This window comes from Mesorhizobium sp. B2-4-18 (genome assembly GCF_006441385.1).
GTDB lineage: Bacteria > Pseudomonadota > Alphaproteobacteria > Rhizobiales > Rhizobiaceae > Mesorhizobium > Mesorhizobium australicum.
In genome coordinates this window covers 192,660-212,105 of sequence record NZ_VFUW01000010.1, presented here as the reverse complement: position 1 = coordinate 212,105, position 19,446 = coordinate 192,660, and the positions used below count along the sequence as shown (strand labels likewise).

Here is a 19,446-nt window from a genome sequence, read left to right as displayed (position 1 = left end):
GCCCGCCCGACAGCCCGATGCCGCCGATCACCGCCACCAGCACAATGTCGTAAAGCAGCGTCGAATTGACGACACGCGTGTTGATCGAATGCAGGCTGGCCGCGGTCAAAAGGCCGGCGATCAGGGCGACGAATGCCGAGAGCACGTAACGCAGGACCAGCATCGGCCGCACCGGAATGCCGATATTGCGCGCCGCGACCGGATTGTCGCCGGCGAAATAGATGTAGCGGCCCCATTTGGTGTAGCGCAGGAATAGGAAGAACAGGAACGCCAGCCCCGCAAAAACGAACACCTCGATCGGGACGTCGAGAAAGCGCAGACCGCCGAGCAGTTCCACCCAATGGCCCTGCGGCACCGGCACGGCGTCCTGCGTGATCAATTGCGAACGGACATAGCCGAAGACGAAGGAGCCGGTCGCCAACGTGACGAAGATCGCCGGCACATCGGCGTAGGCGACGAGAAAGCCGTTGAGCAAGCCGATGGCGAGCACGCCGGCCAGCACATAGGCGAAGGCGAGCCCGTCCGGCGTTCCGCTGTTGAGCAGTTGCAGGTACCAGGCGACCGACATGGCCATGATCGCAACCGCCGACAGGTCGATGCCGCGGCCGATGATGACGACAGCCATGCCCAGCGCCAGTATACCCAGCACCGAGACGGAGCGGATAATGGCGACCAGATTGTCGGCATCGATGAAGCCTGGCAGGCCTATAGCCGCGGCAACGAACAGCACCACCGCTATGGCAAAGACAATGCCTTCCTGATTCAGGCTTCTGAAGTTCAGCCAGCCGGCCATGTTCATTGTCTGCTTTCACCCCGGTGGCAGCGCTGCCACCCCTGGAGAGAAAGCTAATCGGCTCAACGCCGCTTCGTCAAATGAATCCGCGTTCAAAACGTGGGCTGGCGATGAGATTCGCAAAGTGGACGCATTGATTGCCGAGTCTGGCGCAATGCCCGGAAACTCCTGCACTTTTGACAATTGTTTGCACCGTCTCGGCGCTTGGCGAAGCACAACACCAAGGCGAAAGGCGAAGATGGAATTTAACCCTGCGATCTGGCGGAAAATTCGATTTCAGTTCCCGGCAACATGGCCGGAGACCTCGGCGCCGGCACCTCTCGGCAGCACCAGGAAACGGAACGACGCCACCAGCCCGATGATGCCGATCAGCAGGAAGGCTGCTCGAAAGTCGACGAGGTCGAGCGCCGGCCGGTCTCGCGCGATCTGCGACAGGTTGAGGATCGCCGCCGCCACCGCGACGCCGAACAGCATCGCCACCTGCTGCAGCATCGAGGACAAGGTCGCCGCGGAGCTACGCTGCGCGGCGGCGATATCAGCGAAGGCCAGCGTGTTGAGCGCGGTGAACTGCATCGAGCGCGACAGGCCGGCGATCAGCATCAGCGCCATCACCAGCGGCTGCGGCGTCTGCGGCGAGATCGCCGCGCAGGCCATGATCGACACCGAGGCGATGATGCCGTTGACGACCATCACCGAGCGGAAGCCGAAGCGACGCAGCGTCGGCGTCGTCACCGTTTTCATGCCGAGATTGCCGAGGAAATAGGCCAGGATCATCATGCCGGCATCGACGGGCGATAGGCCGAAGCCGACCTGGAACAGCAGCGGCAAAAGGAACGGCGTGGCGTTGATCGCCACCCGGAAGATGGTGCCGGCCGCAAGCGTCGAGATGGCGAAGGTCTGCACCTTGAACGAGGAGAGGTCGAGCAGCGGATGCGGCGCGCGGCGCAGATGCCGCACCGCTAGACAGCCGACGAGGATCCCCGCCGCGATCAGCCCCACCGTAGGCAAGGCCCCATCCTCCGGATGCGCGATGCGCTCAAGGCCATAGAGCAGGCAGGCGAGCCCCAGCGACGTCAGGAAAAACCCCGGCCAGTCGAGCGGCTTGGGATCGGCTTCACGATCACCCGGTATGAAGCGGGCGACCAACACCAGCCCGATCGCGCCGAGCGGGATGTTGATGAAGAAATTCCAGTGCCAGGACAGATAGGTGGTGATGAAACCGCCAAGCACCGGGCCGACCACGGGCGCGAAGAGCGCCGGCCAGGTGATCAGCGCCGTGGCGTTGAGCAATTCGGATTTCGACGCGTTGCGCAGGACCAGGATGCGGCCGACCGGCGTCATCAAGGCGCTGCCCAGGCCCTGCACGGCACGGGCAACGACGAATTCGGTCAGATTCCCGGAGAAGCCGCAGGCGAGCGACGCCAGCGTGAACAGCGCGATGGCTGCGAGGAAGATGTTACGCGCGCCGAACCGGTCGGCGAGCCACCCCGACAGCGGCACGAACACGGCCATGGTCAGCATGTAGACGGTGATGCCGATGCTCATCGCCACCGCCGGCACGCCGAAGGAAGCGCCCATCTGCGGCAGCGACGTCGAGATGATCGTCGAATCCAGCAGCTGCATGAAGAAGGCGATGGCGACGATCAGCGCCACGCGCCGCGAATTCGTGGCTGTCTCGGGCAAGGCTTCATTTTCGGGAATGGCCGTCATGTCGGGTCGGTTTCAACAACATTTAGCCAACTGCGTCCAGAGATGGACCAACAAACTTTCGTGTCGCATCGCCGCCTGTTATGGAATGAATGGGCCTCGGTCTTAAACAACAGGAACCGTGCGGGCATGAAGCCTATCTATATCGACTACCTCAACGCCCTCGACATCGAAGCGCTTGCCATGGCCGATGGCGAGATCATCGACGCCGTCGAGGCCGGGCTCGTTGCGCAAGGCAAGGGCCAGACGGTGATCGAGCCGCGTGTCCACCTCGAACCCGACCCATCCTTCCACGTCCATTTCAATGTCTTGCGCGGCTACGTCGCGCCGCTCGATACGGCCGGCGTGAAAATCGTCGGCGACTATGTCGACAACTATCTTCACGGCCTGCCCTCGGAATTCGGCATCCTCAATTTGTTCGATCCACGCACCTGCACGCCGCGCGCCATTCTCGACGCCACGGTCATCACCGACATGCGCACCGGCGCCGTCACCGCCATCGGCGCCAAGCACCTGGCGCGCAACAACGCGAAGGTGCTCGCCCATATCGGCGCGCGCGGCACCGCGTACTGGAATGTGCGCCTGCTCGACCATCTCTTCGATTTCGATGAGATCCGCGTCCATTCGCGTCGCCCAGAAAGCCGCGATGGCTTTGCCGCAAAACTCTCCGCCGACCTCGGCAAGCCCATCACCGCGGTCGCCGACTGGGAGAGTTGCGTCAAGGGCGCCGACATCGTCGTCGAAGCCTCACGCCTGCCCGAGCCGCAGCCGCTGCTGAAGACAGAATGGATCAAGCCGGGCGCGCTTGTCGTTCCCTATGGCACGATGAGCGCCGTGGAGCTGTCGCTGACCGACATCATGCAGAAGATGGTCGTCGACGACTGGGGCCAGTGCAAGGGCGGCAAGTTCGGCTCGCTGCGTGCGCATGTCGAGACCGGGCGACTGAGCGAGACGACGCTGCATGCCGAACTCGGCCAGATCGCCGCTGGCCTCAGGCCGGGACGGCAGAGCGACGACGAAACCATCCTCTTCTGGCATCGCGGCCTGTCGCTGTCCGACATTGCGCTCGGCAAGGCGATGCTGGCCAAGGCGCAGGCGCAAGGCATCGGCCAAAGGCTGCGCTTCGCATGAGCGCGCTCGTCCTCACCGGGGCCGGCGTCAGTGTCGACGATGTCGCCGCCGTCGCCCGCGAGGCACGCAAGGTGGAGATCGGAGCCAATGTCATCGGCAGGCTGGAGAAGGCGCGAAAGGTGCTCGACCAGGCGGCGGCCTCCGGCCAGCAGATCTACGGCTTGAACACCGGGCTCGGCGCCAATCTTCGCACATCGGTCGAGGGTGACGCCAGCGCCTTCCAGCGCCAGCTACTCGAGGGCCGCAGCGGGGCGGTCGGCGAAGCGCTGCCCGTCGAGGCCGTGCGCGCCACCATGCTTGCCCGTCTGACAATGTTGTCGGCCGGTGGCTCCGGCCTGTCGCCCGCCGTGTTCGTTGCCTTGATCGAAGTCCTCAACGCCGGCGTCCATCCAGTGATGCCGTCGCTCGGCTCGATTGGCGCCGGCGACCTGGTGTTGATGACCGCGATCGCCCGCCTGCTGATCGGCGAAGGTGAAGCCGATTATCAGGGAAGGCGCATGCCAGCGGTCAAGGCACTGATGATGGCCCGCCTCGGCCCCATCGGCCTGGCGCCCAAGGATGGACTGTCGCTGATCAACGCTTCCGCCGTCTCCGCCGGCGGCGGCGCGCTTGCGGTCACGGACGCGCTGTCGGCTCTTGCCCAGCAGCACCAGGCCGGCGCGCTGACCATGGAAGGTTTCGGCGCCAACCGCACCATCCTGGACCCCCGCCTGCACATGGCGCGGCCCGCCGCCGGCCAGCAGGCAGCCGCCAAGGCGCTGCATGATCTTCTCGCCCGCGACGAAGCGCCCGCGCCCACCACCATACAGGACCCGCTGTCGATCCGCTGCATGCCCTCGATCCATGGCGCGCTGATCGAGGCGATCGGCCAGGCAAGACGCGCCGTCGAGACCGAACTCAATGCCGCCGCCGACAACCCGCTGGTTCTGAGCGACGACGAGCTGGTGCTGTCGACCGGCAACTTTCACACCGCTTCGCTGGCGCTCGCCTTCGAGACGCTAAGCCTGGCAATCGCTCAATGTGCGGCCGCCAGTGCCGCCCGCTTCATCCAGCTCACCGGCCCGGGCCGCAACGGCCTGCCCAAATACCTGTCGCCGGTCGGTGGCGCCTCGGCCGGTTTGGTGCCGCTGCAAAAAACGGTGACGTCGATCCTGGCTGCCATCCGCCACAAGGCCAATCCGGTGATGCTCGACTTCCTGCCGGTTTCGGAAGGCGTGGAGGATCACGCCACGCAGACGCCGCTGGTGGTTTCAAAATGCGCCGACATGATCGCGCTGTGGCGGCGGCTGATCGCCTTCGAATTGATGGCGGCGGCGCAAGCCGTCGACCTGCGCGAGAGATTGACGCTGGCGACACGCACATCAGCCGTCCACAACGCAATACGCGCGCTCGTCCCCGCGCTCAACGAGGACCGGCCGCTCGGCGTCGATGCGGAAGCACTCCACGCAGCGCTCGCCGGCGGCAAATGGCAAACGATCCTAGCCCCGGCCGACCTTGTCGAGGAACAGGCGTAGCTCAGCCGGGTCCATGTGCACGATGTGCCGGTCCTCAGGATAGGCGCCGCTGTTGACGTCGGCGACATATTCGGAAAATGCCGCAACCCGCTCCGCCTGAAGCCGATCGTATTCGGCGGCGAAATTGCGGTAGATCTTCGAGTGGCGCGGCATGTGGCCACGGTTCTGGCCAAGGATGTCGTCGGCGAACAGATATTGCGCGTCGCAGCCGGTACCCGCGCCCATCGACAGCATGATCAGCGAGGTGCGCTCCGAGATAGCCTTCGCCACCTCGACCGGTACAACTTCTATTTCGGCGCCGATCGCGCCGGCCGCCTCCAGTTGCTTGACCGCTTCGAACACCTGCATCGCCGTATCGGCGGACTTGCCGACCGCCTTGAAGCCGCCGGTCCAGGTCGCGCGGGAAGGAATGAGGCCGACATGGCCGATGACGGGAATGGCATCGTCCGCCATGCGCTTGATGGTGGCGTAGCCCGCGCTGCAATAGACCGCGTCGGCGCCGGCCTTGTAGAGCCGGAAGGCCCAGCGCACGAAATCATCCGCGGTGCCGATTTCGTAGAAATTGTCGCCCGGCATGGTGAACAGGCTGGGCGCGGCATCGCGGTAGCGCGGGTTGAGCACCAGTTCGGGCGGCACCGAGACGATGTCGACCCCTGCCCGCTCGGCGGCCTCGGCCTCGTCCAGGGTCAGCACACGCAGCATGGTCAGCTGACGCTTGCCCTTCATGGCGCGCAAATCGGCGACGGTCGGTCTCTTTCGGCTCATTAAAGCGTTCCCCTCTGTTGTTTGCCGTCGCGGTCGGATCGATTGATCATACCCCCGCTTCAGATCTGGATCATCACCTTGCCGGCTTCGATCTTCACCGGATAGGTCGCGAGGTTGATGCAGACCGGCGCGCCCTTGGCCTGGCCGGTCTTGTAGTTGAAGCGGCCATTGTGCTTGGGGCATTCGATGATGTCGTCCATGACAAGCCCGTCGGCCAGATGCGCCTTCTCATGCGTGCAAAAACCATCGGTGGCGAAGAACTCGTCATCCGGCGAGCGGTAGATCGCGAAGGTCCGCCCACCATGGTCGAAGCGGATGACATCCTCTTCCTCGACATCGTCCACCGCGCACGCTTCAACCCAATCGGCCATCTCTATCTCCCGCGGACATTCGCGATCGCTACTCGGCCGCCGCCGACATATCGACCTCGTGGAACTCACCGCGATAGGGCCTGGCCGTCGGCGGCAGTTCGCGCTTAAGGTAATAGTCCTCGTATTTCAGCTGCCTGAGCAGGACCGGCCAGACCTCGCGGTAGGCGTGCCACATGGACGGATTGGGCTTCGGCAGATCGTGCTTGATCAGTTCATGCAGCCTGGGCAGCGCGTGATACGGCACCATCGGGAACATGTGGTGCTCCACATGGTAATTCATGTTCCAGTAGATGAACCGGCTGATCGGGTTCATGTAGACGGTGCGTGTGTTCAGCCGATGGTCGACGACATTGTCGGCGAGCCCGATATGCTGCAGCAGGCCGGTCGTGACCATGTGCCAGGTGCCGTAGAGGCGCGGCAGGCCGATCAGCACCAGCGGTATCCATGACCTCAGCGCGATCGCGAGGGCGATCGTCGCCACATAGATCGCGACATGCCACCGGGCCGCGACCACGGCCTTATGCTGTTCCATCTCGGGGATATAGCTCTTCTCTTCGTCGGATAGCGTGCCGAATGCCTGCCGCACCAGCGTCGGCAGCGAATAGCGAAAGTCGAGAATGCCGGTGAAGGCGAGCGCCGCCTTCAACAGGTCCGGCGGACGCATGACCGCGATCTCGGCGTCGCGGCCGACGATGATGGTGTCGGTGTGGTGGCGGGCATGGCTCCAGCGCCATTGCACGGGATTGCGCATCAGCATGAACGAGGCGATGTGGTAGACGACATCGTTCATCCAGCGCGTGCGAAAAGCCGTGCCATGGCCGCATTCGTGCCAGCGCGAGTCGCTCGACGAGCCGTAGAGCACGCCATAGACGAACAGGAACGGCACCACCCACCACGAACCCCAGAACAGGACGATACCCACGGCCGAACCCAGGATCGCGACGATCCAGATGATGGTGTCGCGGATCGCCGGGCCGTCGGAACGCTGCATCAGTTCCTTCATCGCCTTGCGCGGCACGTCGGTGTGGTACCACTCGGCCGAGGCAAGCCCGGTCTCGATCGCCGTTCTGGTACTTTCGCCGACCAGGCTGTAGTCGCGCTTTTTCGCCATCGTCATCAAATTGGCCTCCAATCGTCGCGCAGCGCTGGCAATCCGGTCCGCCGGCCGGAGGGCTTGCTTTGAATAAATGTCGCGCTCATGTCCTGCCGGCCAGTCTTGGAAAATTTTCTGAAGGCTGAGGATAATCCTGCTCGGGCTGCCGGGCGATATCCGCGATCCTGGCTTCGGCGCCAGCGATTTCCTCTTTGCCGTCGAGGACGCGGAACACCGCGTCATAGGCCCGGCTTTCGCCATGCTCCAGCCAGATCATCTCGCCGCGCTCGCGGGCGGCGAGATCGCCGAGCACATGGTGGGTCGATGGCTCTATCCCAAGCGCGTACTGCCCGGCCTGGAAATTCTGCCATTGGTAGGCACACGGCAACTGGTCCTGGCGGGTCGCCACTTCGAAGCCGAGACCGAGCCGGTCGTTGACGACGGCCACCGGAACCTCGCCATGGGCGTCGGCGGCCATTTCGTGCTGCCAGACCTGCTCCCTGAAGTGCCGTTGCGGTGCCGGCGCCGTGCGATAGCCGACACTCTGCGCCTCGTAGCGCTCGCCGGCATGGCTGGCCCAGACGACGTCGCGGATCGGCGCCAGATAACGGGAGCCTTCGTCGAGCAAGGGATGGCTGACATTGACATGGTAGAAATACATATGCGGGGTGCGGTTGAAGCCGTGGTTGACGACATGGTCCGAAAGCCGGATCTCGTTACCCCCGACATCGGCTTCGATGCGGCGAGTGAGATGCAGATCCTCGCCGAATACAGCCGACTGCTGCACCATGCCTTCTGCCCACAGCACGCAGCGGTCGCCCTCCCAGCGCTCGCCATAGCCGGTCAGCCGCGCCGGGATGGTACCGACACGACCATGCAGCGAATGAAGCACCGTCTTCTTCCCCGGATAGTTGTAGCTCTCGGCCGGCACTTCTTCCCGCCCCAGAATGTGGTCGAGGCCGCAGGTGACGAGCAGCCCCGAGAAGGACCGCGCCCAGGCCAGCCCCGCTTCCCCTTCATAGTCGTGCAAGCCCGGATGGCGAAAGCCGCTCGGCGAATGCCAGCCGATCGCCTGGCCCTTGAAGTCGCAATCGGCGATGTCGAGCGCCCGGTCGACGAGCGCGGTGAAGCGCAGGCCCGAGCCGGTGCGGAATTCGAGCATGCGGATGCCGCGCTCCAACCCGTCGCCGAGCGTCATCAGCCGCACGCCCGCGAATTGCGACAGCTGGCCTGACCGCTCGGCCACTTGCCGGCGCGACAGCGTCTTGCCGTAAAGCTCTACCATGCGACGCCCTTCACTTTGCCCTCGCCTCCTTGAGCAAGGCCGACATGTCGGCGCCGGTGATGATGCTTTCCACGGTCAGGAGGTCGGTGTCGGCGACCGTCTGTTCGGCGACGATCTCGCCGCGCCGCATCACGACGATGCGGTCGGCGACCTGGAAGACATGGTGGATGTTGTGGGTGATGAGCAGCACCGAATGGCCGGCGTCGCGTACCTCCTTGACGAAACGCAGCACACCGTGGGTTTCCTCGACGCCGAGATTGTTGGTCGGCTCGTCGAGAATGATCACCTTGGCGGCGAACTGCATGGCGCGCGAGATGGCGATCGACTGCCGCTCGCCGCCCGACAGCGTCGAGACCAGCGCATCGGCGTCGAGTTTCTTCGAGATGCCGACGCGCTTGAGGAGTTCGGAAGCGGCTTTGCGCAGCTTCGCGAGATCGAGCGGCGCGAACACGCCGAGCCAGCCGAAATTGACCGGCTCGCGGCCGAGGAAAAGATTGCGCGCGATGCTGAGATCAGGCGCCAGTGAGGTGTCCTGATGGATGGTCTCGATGCCGAGGTCCATCGCATCCCGGGTCGAGCGGATCGAAACCTTTTCGCCGCGTACAAAGATGTCGCCACGATCGACAGGGAAGACACCCGAGATCGCCTTGATCAGCGTCGATTTTCCGGCGCCATTGTCGCCCAGCAGAGCCACCACCTCGCCTTCCCGCAGTGTCAGCGAGGCGTTCTTCAGCGCGCGCACGCTGCCGAAGGACTTTTGCAGGTTCTGCAGCCGAAGTACTTCTTGCACCATCGTCAGCCCCTTGCGGCGTTCTTCTGCAGCAAAGCGTGCAGGATGAGCATGGCGAGGATGATGAGGCCGACAAAGATGTTGTAGGCGAGCCCCGGCACGCCGATCAGTACGATGCCGTTGCGGATGGCGCGCAGCATCAGCGCGCCGACGATGGTGCCGAGGATGGTGCCGCGTCCGCCGGTCAGCGCCGTGCCGCCCACCACCACCATGGCGATCACTTCCAGCTCGTAGCCGGTGCCGGCCACCGGTGAGGCGGCCGAGATGCGAAAGGCGCTGATCATGCCGGCAAGGCCGGCCAGCACCGAAGTCGCGATGAAAAGCCATATCTTGACCGTATCGGCCGGCACGCCGCGCGCCACCGCCGCGTTGCGATTGGAGCCGATGGCACTGATCCAGTTGCCGAGCTTGGCGTAGCGCAGGATGTAAATGGCAAACAGCGAGAGGCCGATGAACCACCACAGCGAGGTGTAGAAGCGAAACGAGCCGATGTTGAAGCTGCCGGCGAGCAGCGTCACGAAGAAGCCGGGCTGGTCCCAGGATTTCAGCGGAAAGCCTTGCGTGATGTAAAGCGCTGCCCCGCGTACGACGAGCAACATCGACAGCGTCACCAGGAAGGAGGAGATGCCGATCTTGGTGACGATCAGCCCGTTGATCGCGCCGATCGCGATACAAAGCAGCAGCCCGGCCAGAAGCGCGACACCTATATCCACCCCGCCATTTTGCACCAGCAGCATCACCACCACCGGCGCCAGCCCAAACACCGCGCCGACGGAAAGATCGAATTCGCCTGCCGTCAAAAGCAGCGTCATGCCGAGTGCGATGATGCCGAGCTCGGGCAGGAACGCCATCATGTTGGAGATGTTGAGCGGCGACAGGAAATTGGCGTCGGCGACCGCGAATACCGCCAGCAAAATGAGGAGGATGACGAAGGAGGAGAATTGCGGCGAGCGCAGCAGGCGCGATCTGCCTTTCACCCTCGGCACTTCGTCTTCTGCGGCAATTGTCATGACTGCTTGAACCATGCTTGAAAAGACGCCCGCCGCTTTTCCGGCGGGCGCTGTTTTTCTCATTTCTTGTCGTAAAGCTTCAGAATCGGGTCGACGCTGGAGGCGTCGTAGAGACCGAAAGTGTGGATGTCGTAGCCGATCGGCTCGCCTGACGCGGCAAGCCCGAGCAGCGCCACCGGCATGAAGCCTTGCGCAGAGGGATATTGCCAGGCGGCGGCATTGACGAAGCCGTCCTTGACGGCTTGTGCCGTCTCCTTCGAATTGCCCCAGCCGACGACGGGGATCTTGCCCGCCGGCACGCCGGCGCCATCGAACACGCGCTTGACGCTGGCGGCAACGGAATCGCCGAGCGCGATGATCGCCGGCGGATTGTTGGCGACCATGTAGTCGGTCATCTTGGCGATGATGCCAGCCGGATCGGTGCCGCAATCGACCACGTCATATTTGATCCCCAAGGGATCGAAAACGCTGGCGATGCCCTCGGTCTCGAGCTGCTGGTAACTGGCGCCGGGAACCTCGACCGGCAGGAAAACCTTGTCGCCCTGCTTCACCATCTTGTGGTCGACCAGATATTTGGCCCAGATGACACCCGCTTCTTTCAGGTCCGCGCCGACATAGGCCTGCCGCCCTGTCGCCGGATCGTCGGTGTTGAAGAACACGATCGGGATGCCAGCCGCCTTGGCTGCTTTCACCTCCTCCGTCCACAGGCCCGGCTGCGCCGACGTGGTGGCGATGCCGTCGGGCTTTGCGGCAAGCGCCGAGTTGAAGGCTTCCTTCTGCGCCGCCATGTCGCCGCCGCTGAAGGAAATCTTGCAGGTTACCTTGAGCTGGTCGCAGGCCTTGGTCGCACCGGCGTTCCAGTCGATCCAGAACGCATCCGACGGACCGCCATGCGACAAGAGATAGAAGGTCTTCTGGCCGTCCTGCGCCTGCGCCGCCGTGCCAAGGGCGACGCCGGCGAGCACTGTCGCGGCGGCCGCCAATTTCAATGCGAATTTCAACATTCTTTCCTCCCTTGTTTGAAGCCGCGCCGCCATGCACCGTGGCGCGGCTAGCCGTCACAGGCCGTTGGCGCGGAATTTCCCGTCGAGGAATGTCTTGGCGCGCGGCACGTCGTCTTCCGACAGATGCTCGATGATCACCGGTATGTTCGGATGCTTTTCGGCCAGCCGCTGGAGGTAGAGGTCGTAGTTCAGCGAGCCAAGGCCGGGCGCCGGCAGTTCGATTTCGCCAACCCCGCGGAACGTATGGCTTTCCATCGCGTCGGCATCGCCGATGTCGGCGTGCTTCTCCGACTTGTCATCGCCTGAGCGCTTGACGTCCTTGGCATGCGCTATTCTGATCTTGTCGGTCAGCGTGTCGAACACCTGGTTCAGGATCTGGTCCATCCGGTCGATGTTGTGCGTCTCGAAATAATTGGTCGGGTCCATCAGCAGGCCAAGGCCTGGATGGTCGACCTGCGCGAACATCTTCACCGTCTCCTCGACCGAGCCGACGACGTTGTTGACATAGGTTTCGAGCAGGAAGACCGCGCCATGGTCGTAAGCCGTCTGGGCAAGATCGGCGATGACCTTGCGGCATTCCTCAAAACCTTCCTCGGTCTTGTTCTTGGGGTGATGCACCCAGTCGGATTCGGTGTTGTAGGTGCCGGTCTCCGAGATCACGTAAGGGCTGCCGAACTCGCGCGCATTGCGGATGATCTCCTTGAGATAACCGACGCGCTTGTCGCGCTCCGCCTTGTCGGGATGGATGATGTTGGTGTAGCCCGACACGCAGCAGACCGGCAGGTTGTGGTCGCGGAAGACGTCGCGCACCTTCCTGGCCTTGTCCTTGGTGATCTGCCCAGCCGACAGGTCGACATCCCTGAAGTGCAGGTCGAGCTGCACCGTGTTGAAACCGAGCCCGCGGATCTTCTTTGCCGTCTCTTCGAGGCCGTACGGGAAATAGCCCGTGAAAATACCTGCCTGCATCATGATCTTGAATTCCTCCCTGTAAGCGATTCAGTTGTCTGCGATTTCAGTTAGTTGCGTTTGTGGAGATTTCGGAAAGCTTGACCGTGCGGCCCGATGCCATCGAGCGATAGCCCGCTTCGACCAGCGCCATGGTCTTGACGTTGTCGGCAACGGTGAGCGCCGGCGGCGTACCGGTCTTCACGGCGTGCTGCAGCTGCTCCATGACGCCGATGAAGGCATGCGGGAACCACATCGTCTCCCAGCTTGGAGTTACCCACTCGCCGCCGGTCGTTTCGGCCGAAGCATAGGTCAGCGTCGAAGCAGCACCGGTCGGCCAGCCGATCGTGCCCTTGGCAACGCCCTTGGTGCCGTCGACGCGCCAGTTGATGTGCTGGTCGTCCTTGTAGCCCTGCTGGCGCGGACCGGACCACACATCCTCCAGCGACACGGCCAGCACGCCGGACGGGAATTTCAGCGTCGATACGGTGATGCCGTCGGAATGGTCGAATGTCGTGCGCGGATCCTTGCGCGTCAGCGTCGTGATCTCATCGGGATCGCCGAACAGGAAGCGCAGCACGTCAAGGTGGTGCACGCTCATATTGGCAAGCGTCAGCCGGTCGTAACCCTGAAGGAAGGTCTGCCAGTGCGGAATGGCGTGCATGTCGATCTGCGCGAAGACGATGTCTCCGAGCGCGCCACTGTCGATGAGCTGCTTCAACACGCGCATCGACTGGTCGTAGCGCATGTTCTGGTTGACCGAGAGTATCTTGCCGGCCTTCGCCGCCTCGTCGCGCAACTTGACGGCTTCCTCGACCGACAGCGCCAGCGGCTTCTGAGCCAGGATCGCCTTGATGTGGTTCTGCTTCAGCGCATGGCGGATCAGCGCCGGCTGCTGGTCCGGCGGAAACGCGAGGTCGATGATCTCGACATCTGCATCCTCGATCAGCTGTTCCGGGGTGTCGTGGACGGTCGGGATACCCCAACGGTCGGCGACCTTTTGCGCATTCGCCTTGGTACGCGAGGCGATCGCCACGACCGGAAAGCCAGCGTCCTTATAGGCGGCCAGATGGCATTCGGCCATGATCATGCCGGCGCCGACGCAGCCGATCCGATATTCCTTCGTGCGGACCTTCACATCCGGCTCGAAGCCCTTGCCTGTCATGCCTTCCTCCCGAAATCCTGTCCTTGCGGCCGCGTTCATCTTGCCAACGCGCCTCCGCCCTGTCCGAAATAATGCACGCGCGCCGGCTCGCAGGATATCGCCACCATCGCGTCGGGCCTGATGTCAGGCTGGCCGCGCAGCAAAGCCTTCAGCCGCGCTTGCCCGGCGGCGAGTGTCACCACGGTATAGCCGCCAAGCGGCTCGACCTCGAACACCCGCGCCGGGCGGCCGGGGCTCTCCTTCTCGGTGTCGCTCCAGGGCCTGACCTTGATATCCTCCGGCCTCAGCCCGATCTCGACGGCGTCGGCCGGAGCCGTGCGATCGGCGATGCTGATCGCGCCTTCGGCGGCCTCGATGCCGCCCTCGCCTTGAACGGATTTGAGGATGTTCATGACAGGCGACCCCAGCAGCCGCGCCACGTAGGTGCTGGCCGGGCGATCATAGATCTCGGCCGGCGCGCCGATCTGCCGGATCCTTCCGCTTTCCAGTATGGCCATGCGGTCGGCGATCGACATCGCCTCTTCCTGGTCATGCGTGACATAGATCAGCGTCTTGCCGAGCTCACGCTGGATGCGCTTCAGTTCGACGCGCGTTTCCTCGCGCAGCCGCGCGTCGAGCGCCGAGATCGGATCGTCCATCAGATAGGCGTTGGGGTCGCGCACCAGGGCGCGGGCGATCGCCACCCGCTGCCGCTCGCCGCCCGAAAGCAGTGCCGGCGGCTTGTGCAGGATATGGCCGATATGCAGCTTGGCCGCGACATCGGCGACGCGCCGTTTGATATCGACCTCGGCGACCCGGCGCTCGACCAGCGGGAAACGGACATTGTCGAGCGCGCTCATATGCGGGAACAGCGCCAAGTTCTGGAACACCATGGCGACATTGCGCTCTGCTGGCGACACCGTGTTGACGGGCTTGCCGCCGATGAGGATTTCGCCGGCATCCGGCGTCTCCAGCCCGAGCACCAGGCGCAGGATTGTCGACTTGCCCGACAGCGGCGGCCCGAAGAAGCAGAAGAACTCGTTGTCGTTGACAGTGAACGAGGCGTCGTCGACGGCGAGCATCGTGCTGTAGCGTTTCGTGACATTGCGGAAGACGATGTCGGCCATGGCTCAACCCGCTCTCATCGCAAGGCCGCTAACGGCGTCGAAGACCCGCACTGACGACGCCGCGGGTGCGACGACCGCGGTTTGCCCTATCGACAGCCCGACATCATTGTCGAAGACCGCTTTCACGGCGCCGTCGCCCTGGCCGAGGTGAACGATGGTGCGCGCGCCGATGCGCTCGACGAAAGTGACAGGCATGGCAAGCCCGCGTCCATTCTCCGCCAGGGCCACCTGTTCCGGCCGAAAGCCGTAGAGCACCTCCCCGCGAGCACCGCGCACGCTGGCCGCCAGCTCATCCGGCAATGGCGGCGAGACCCCAAGCGCCCCGAAATCGACGACCAGACCCCGGTCGCTCTCCGCAGGTCGGCCCTTGAGCAGGTTCATGCCCGGCGCGCCGATGAAGCGGGCGACGAAGACATTGGCCGGATTGTTGTAGACCTCGAGCGGCGTGCCGACCTGCTGCAGCACGCCGTGGTCCATGACCGCGATACGGTCGGCCATGGTCATGGCTTCCAGCTGGTCGTGCGTGACGTAGACCATGGTCTGCTTGAACTGGCGCTGCAGCTGTTTCAGCTCGGTGCGCATCACCGCGCGGAAGGCGGCGTCGACATTGGACAGCGGCTCGTCGAGCAGGAAGATCGCCGGCTCCATGATTGCCGAGCGGCCGATCGCCACGCGCTGCAGTATGTTGACCGACAGCCGGTCGGCCTTGCGGTCGAGCAGCGGCGTCAGTTGCAGCAGCTCGGCAATCGTGCCGACGCGACGATCGATCTCGACCGTGGCGGCGCCACGCATCCTTGGCCCGTAGGCAAGGTTCTGGCGCACCGTCATATGGGTGAAGATCGCGTAGTTCTGGAACACGAAGCCAACGCCGCGCCGGCCCATCGGCACGCCGGCCATGTCGCGCTCGCCAAACAGGATCTTGCCGCTGGTCGGCTCTTCCATTCCGGCAATCATGTTCATCGTCGTCGACTTGCCGCAGCCTGAAGGCCCCAGCAGAGCCATGAACTCGCCATCGGCGATATCGAGGTCCATGGTCTTCAGCGCCGTGAAGTCGCCGAATGTCTTGGTGAGGTGCTTGAGCTGGATCGTACTCATGCCGCCACCTGCCTTGCCCGGGCCATGCGCTTCATGGCGAACACGGCGACGATGGAGAGCACGACCAGAATGGCGAGCGCGATCGCCGCCACATAGCCCCAGATCAGATCCTGCGTGGTGACCTTGTAGATGTAGACGGAGATCGTTTCGGTGGCGACGCCGGGGCCGCCGCCGGTCATGATGTACAGCGTGTCGAAGATCTTGAAGTTCTCGATCACCCTTATCGCCAGCGCGATGATGATGATCGTCTTCATCTTCGGCAGCACGATGGTGGTAAAGCGTTGCCAGGGATTGGCGCCGAGCAGCGTTGCCGCCTTGATCTGGTCCTCCGGCACTCCGACCAGGCCGGCGAGCAGGATCAGGAACATCAGCGGCGTCCACTGCCAGATGTCGGCGATCATCACCGCGATCAGCGCCAGCGTCGGGTCCGACAGCCAGGCAATGGTGACTTGCGTGCCCGTGATTGCCGACAGGATGTCGTTCACCGGGCCGCCGGACTGGAACAGCATGAAGAACATGTAGCCGGCCACCGCCGGCACCACCATCATCGGCATCAGGAGGACCGAATAGAAGATGCGCTTGCCCGGAAAATCGTCGGCGAACAGCGTCGCCAGCGCCAAGCCTAACAGGAACTCGGCCGGCACGCAGACGACCATCACGATGACCGTGCGCTTCAGCGCACTCCAGAAGCGCGCGTCGGCGGCAAGGTCGGTATAGTTGGCGAAGCTGTTCCACATCTCCCAGGCGTTCCACCAGCCGAGGCCCGAGAGTGGCGACCAGTCGGTGACGCTGATGTAGAGCTGCATCAAGAGTGGAAAGGCCGAGATGAACAGCACCAGGATCTGCGCCGGCAAGGTCAGGCGAAAGCCAAGCCGCATGCCTTCGTCGCGCAGCGCCGGCCTTGCGCGGGCCGCGTCCATCTCACCCTCCGAAATCGTCGCAACCACCGCGCTCATTGCTTGAGCGCTCCGAAAGTCAGCCCGCGCACCAGATGGCGCTGGATGGCGATGCCCATGATGACCGGCGGCACCGCCGCGATCAGCCCGAGTGCGGCCTTGGCGCCATAGAGCTGGCCGGTCATCGACGACGACAGCGAGGCCATGTAGACGGGGATCGTCACCCATTCGCGCGTCGTGAGCAGCAGCGCGATCAGATAGTCCGACCAGTTGAGGATGAAGACGAAGAGGGCAGCACTCGCCAACGGCGCGCGCATCATCGGCAGCGTGATGCGGGTGAAGACGCGCAGCCGCGAGCAGCCCTCGACCAAGGCGGCTTCCTCGATCTCGCGCGGCATGTCGTCGAAGAAGGTCTTCATCAGCCAGAAGGCAAACGGCAGCGTGACGATGCCGTAGATCAGCGCCAGCCCCCACCAGCTGTCGGTGAAGTTGAGGAAGGCCCACATGATCATCACAGGGATCATGACGGCCATCGGCGGAAACAGCCTGAGCTGGATCAGCGCCAGCGGCAGGTTCTGGCCGGAGCCGAAGCGCGACAGGCCATAGGCGGCGGCCGTGCCGGCCGACATGGCGATCGCGGTGCCGAACACCGCCGACAGAAGCGACGACAGGATCGGCTTCAGCGCGGTGCGGTCGAGCGCGACGATCAGATTGTTGGTGGACTCGCCGAACACGAACTGGAAATTGCTGAGCGTCGGGTTCTTCGGCCACCACGTCAGGTCCGCACCCGTCGCCGACCATTCGGCGATCGGCTTGAAGGCCATCGACACCATCCACAGGATCGGCACCAGCGTAACAGCCATCGCCGCGAGGATCGCGGCGTAGCGGAATATCTCGAAGGGGACGGAACGCTTCATCTGGCTGCTTTTGCTGGTGGCGTCGGTTGCGGAGGGGAAGAGCGGATGCTCCTCCCCTCCGGCTTTGATCCAGGGAGATGGATCAGCTGATCGGATCGAGAACGGTCGGCCATGCCTCCTTGTTGGTCCTGATGGCTTCGAGCAATTTGTCCTCGCCAATGCGCCGGGCGATCTTCTTCCACTCGGCTTCCGTGTCGGCCATCGCCTGCTCCAATGTCTTGGCCTTGGTCAGCGAGGCCATCAGGTTTTCGTCCAGCGCGTTGTGGAAGGCGGTGGCGCCGGGATAGTTGATGGTCGGCACCGTACGGGCGACCGTCTCGCGCACCACGTCCATGTGGTAGGCGTGGTAGGTCTGGCGCACCAGCGGATCGGAAAAGTCCGAAAGCCGGAACGGATCGAGATAGCCGCCGGGGTTGGCGCTCATCCAGGCATAGATGCGGGCCGAGCCCAGCCATTGCAGCAGGAGATAGGCGACCTCCTGGTTTTTCGACTGCGACGAGACCATGCCGGTCAGCGAGAACCACAACACGGAGCGGCTGATGAGTTTGCCGTCGATCTCGCGGCCGGGCGGCAGCATCGTGCCGATCTTGCCGGTGACCTTGGAATCCTTGTTGCCGGCATTGTCGAGGAATTTCGGCAGGTTGGAGAACGCACAGGTCATCGCCGCGCCGCCCTTGGCGAAATTGCCGTACTGCTCCGGCCAGCCCCACGAGATCGCGTCCGGCGAATGATGGACCAACGATTCGACATATTCGTTGGTGGCGGCGATGCCATGCTCGGAATTGATCAGCGGCTTGCCGTCGTCGCCGAACAGGAACTGGTTGGGCGAGGCCATCGACACATAGCGCTGGTACCAGTTGGTATAGCCCCAGCCCTGGTTGCGCAGGTCGGTGGAGCCGAACAGGCCCTTGTCCGGACGCTGGAAGAAGGCGGCGATATCGCCGTGCTGCTTCCAGGTTTTCGGCGGCGCCAGATCGTAGCCGTATTTGTCCTTGAAGGCCTTCTTCTCGGCTTCGTCACCAAACAGATCGGTCCGATAGACCCAGGTCTGGAAGTCGCCGTCCAGCGACACGCCATAGTTGGAGCCGCGATATTTGTTGAGCAGCGATACACCCTTGGCGCCGTCGACATAGCCGGTCTTGGGATCGTCCCATTCGGGTTTGTACTGGGCGACGAAGTCGTCGAGCTTGGCGATGCCGCCGGTCTCGGCGAGATCGCCAAGGCGATTCCACTCGGTCGAATAGATGTCGTAGGCCCCACCCTTGGTGGAGATGTCCTGCATGGTTTTGGTGAATTCCTGGCCGTTCGGCAGACCGACGATCTCGATCGGGATCCCGGTTTCCTTTTCCCACAGCTCCTTGATCGACGGCGCCCCGGCCGGAAAAGGCTGGGTGAGCTGGCCGATCGAGCCGTCCGACAGGCCAAGCACGATCTTGGCCGGCGCCTTGCCGGCGCCCTTCAAAGCCTTGGCGGCCTCAATGGCGCGGCCCTCCGGTGTGTCGGGACCGTATTGATAGCGTTCGGCGCCATCGAAGCCCGTCCGACCGCCGATCATGCCAGGTGCGAGCGCATCGGCCGCGAAGGCGCGGCCGGGACGAATGAATTGCGGAGCGATACCTGCGGCGGCCACGAACACCGCCGCCTTTCCTCCGGACGCCAGCAACCGGCGCCGCGAGATGCGGATCAAATCAGACATTGGAATTCCTCCCTCAGGCCCAATGTTTCCTCCACGAGCCCATGAGGGATATTGACGGCAGGATCGGAAGGCTGTCAACATCATTAATAATCAAAACACATCACAACATCGCATAGAGTGAGGAAATGCGTCATACCAAGGTTCATAGACCCCTCCGAATGCG

18 protein-coding genes are annotated in these 19,446 nt (G+C 63.5%); 2 read left to right on the top strand and 16 right to left on the bottom strand.

All coding sequences use genetic code 11. The features are described from left to right. Both FJ527_RS23545 and FJ527_RS23540 read right to left on the bottom strand, forming a co-directional pair. The coding region (locus tag FJ527_RS23545) for an ABC transporter permease (RefSeq protein ID WP_140824149.1) at positions 1-799 on the bottom strand (799 nt) is incomplete at its 3' end. A gap of 270 nt (positions 800-1,069) precedes the next feature. After that, positions 1,070-2,503, bottom strand: a complete 1,434-nt coding sequence (locus FJ527_RS23540; protein ID WP_140824148.1) for a DHA2 family efflux MFS transporter permease subunit — start codon at positions 2,501-2,503, stop codon at positions 1,070-1,072. 126 nt (positions 2,504-2,629) lie between these two features. Between FJ527_RS23540 and FJ527_RS23535 the strand changes: the two genes are divergently transcribed. Both FJ527_RS23535 and hutH read left to right on the top strand, forming a co-directional pair. Next, complete coding sequence (locus FJ527_RS23535; protein ID WP_140824147.1) at positions 2,630-3,631, top strand: ornithine cyclodeaminase family protein; 1,002 nt, start codon at positions 2,630-2,632, stop codon at positions 3,629-3,631. Then, on the top strand, positions 3,628-5,145 hold the full coding sequence (gene hutH, locus FJ527_RS23530; RefSeq protein ID WP_140824146.1) for a histidine ammonia-lyase: 1,518 nt from the start codon (positions 3,628-3,630) through the stop codon (positions 5,143-5,145). The genes FJ527_RS23535 and hutH overlap by 4 nt, the downstream gene beginning before the upstream one ends. Here hutH and FJ527_RS23525 read toward each other — a convergent pair. From FJ527_RS23525 to FJ527_RS23460, 14 genes are all read right to left on the bottom strand, one after another. Beyond that, positions 5,110-5,910: a 3-methyl-2-oxobutanoate hydroxymethyltransferase gene (locus FJ527_RS23525; RefSeq protein ID WP_140824145.1), complete on the bottom strand. Its 801-nt coding sequence runs from the start codon at positions 5,908-5,910 to the stop codon at positions 5,110-5,112. The genes hutH and FJ527_RS23525 overlap by 36 nt on opposite strands. Positions 5,911-5,969: 59 nt before the next feature. Then, positions 5,970-6,281 carry a MocE family 2Fe-2S type ferredoxin gene (locus tag FJ527_RS23520; protein WP_140824144.1) on the bottom strand — a complete coding sequence of 104 codons (312 nt, stop codon included), beginning with the start codon at positions 6,279-6,281 and terminating at the stop codon, positions 5,970-5,972. Between the two features lie 28 nt (positions 6,282-6,309). Next, complete coding sequence (locus FJ527_RS23515) at positions 6,310-7,398, bottom strand: fatty acid desaturase family protein (RefSeq protein WP_140824143.1); 1,089 nt, start codon at positions 7,396-7,398, stop codon at positions 6,310-6,312. A gap of 79 nt (positions 7,399-7,477) precedes the next feature. Beyond that, positions 7,478-8,659, bottom strand: a complete 1,182-nt coding sequence (locus FJ527_RS23510) for an aldose 1-epimerase family protein (RefSeq protein WP_140824142.1) — start codon at positions 8,657-8,659, stop codon at positions 7,478-7,480. Positions 8,660-8,669: 10 nt separating this feature from the next. Further along, positions 8,670-9,452 (bottom strand): ATP-binding cassette domain-containing protein, encoded by a 783-nt coding sequence (locus FJ527_RS23505; RefSeq protein ID WP_140824141.1) that lies wholly within the window; start codon positions 9,450-9,452, stop codon positions 8,670-8,672. A 2-nt stretch (positions 9,453-9,454) separates the two neighbouring features. After that, positions 9,455-10,474 carry an ABC transporter permease gene (locus FJ527_RS23500; protein ID WP_140824140.1) on the bottom strand — a complete coding sequence of 340 codons (1,020 nt, stop codon included), beginning with the start codon at positions 10,472-10,474 and terminating at the stop codon, positions 9,455-9,457. Between the two features lie 44 nt (positions 10,475-10,518). Then, on the bottom strand, positions 10,519-11,463 hold the full coding sequence (locus tag FJ527_RS23495; protein WP_140620622.1) for a substrate-binding domain-containing protein: 945 nt from the start codon (positions 11,461-11,463) through the stop codon (positions 10,519-10,521). Positions 11,464-11,517: 54 nt separating this feature from the next. Then, the gene (locus tag FJ527_RS23490; protein WP_015317073.1) at positions 11,518-12,432 is read right to left on the bottom strand and encodes a sugar phosphate isomerase/epimerase; all 915 of its coding nucleotides are present in this window, start codon (positions 12,430-12,432) and stop codon (positions 11,518-11,520) included. Between the two features lie 43 nt (positions 12,433-12,475). Beyond that, the gene (locus FJ527_RS23485; protein ID WP_015317072.1) at positions 12,476-13,573 is read right to left on the bottom strand and encodes a Gfo/Idh/MocA family oxidoreductase; all 1,098 of its coding nucleotides are present in this window, start codon (positions 13,571-13,573) and stop codon (positions 12,476-12,478) included. Between the two features lie 35 nt (positions 13,574-13,608). Beyond that, positions 13,609-14,679 carry an ABC transporter ATP-binding protein gene (locus FJ527_RS23480; protein ID WP_140824139.1) on the bottom strand — a complete coding sequence of 357 codons (1,071 nt, stop codon included), beginning with the start codon at positions 14,677-14,679 and terminating at the stop codon, positions 13,609-13,611. Between the two features lie 3 nt (positions 14,680-14,682). Beyond that, positions 14,683-15,774 carry an ABC transporter ATP-binding protein gene (locus FJ527_RS23475; RefSeq protein WP_140824138.1) on the bottom strand — a complete coding sequence of 364 codons (1,092 nt, stop codon included), beginning with the start codon at positions 15,772-15,774 and terminating at the stop codon, positions 14,683-14,685. Further along, on the bottom strand, positions 15,771-16,730 hold the full coding sequence (locus tag FJ527_RS23470) for a sugar ABC transporter permease (RefSeq protein ID WP_140824137.1): 960 nt from the start codon (positions 16,728-16,730) through the stop codon (positions 15,771-15,773). The genes FJ527_RS23475 and FJ527_RS23470 overlap by 4 nt, the downstream gene beginning before the upstream one ends. Beyond that, the gene (locus FJ527_RS23465) at positions 16,727-17,587 is read right to left on the bottom strand and encodes a carbohydrate ABC transporter permease (protein ID WP_015317068.1); all 861 of its coding nucleotides are present in this window, start codon (positions 17,585-17,587) and stop codon (positions 16,727-16,729) included. The genes FJ527_RS23470 and FJ527_RS23465 overlap by 4 nt, the downstream gene beginning before the upstream one ends. Before the next feature lie 82 nt (positions 17,588-17,669). Continuing rightward, positions 17,670-19,283 carry an extracellular solute-binding protein gene (locus FJ527_RS23460; RefSeq protein ID WP_140824136.1) on the bottom strand — a complete coding sequence of 538 codons (1,614 nt, stop codon included), beginning with the start codon at positions 19,281-19,283 and terminating at the stop codon, positions 17,670-17,672. Positions 19,284-19,446 lie beyond the last annotated feature (163 nt).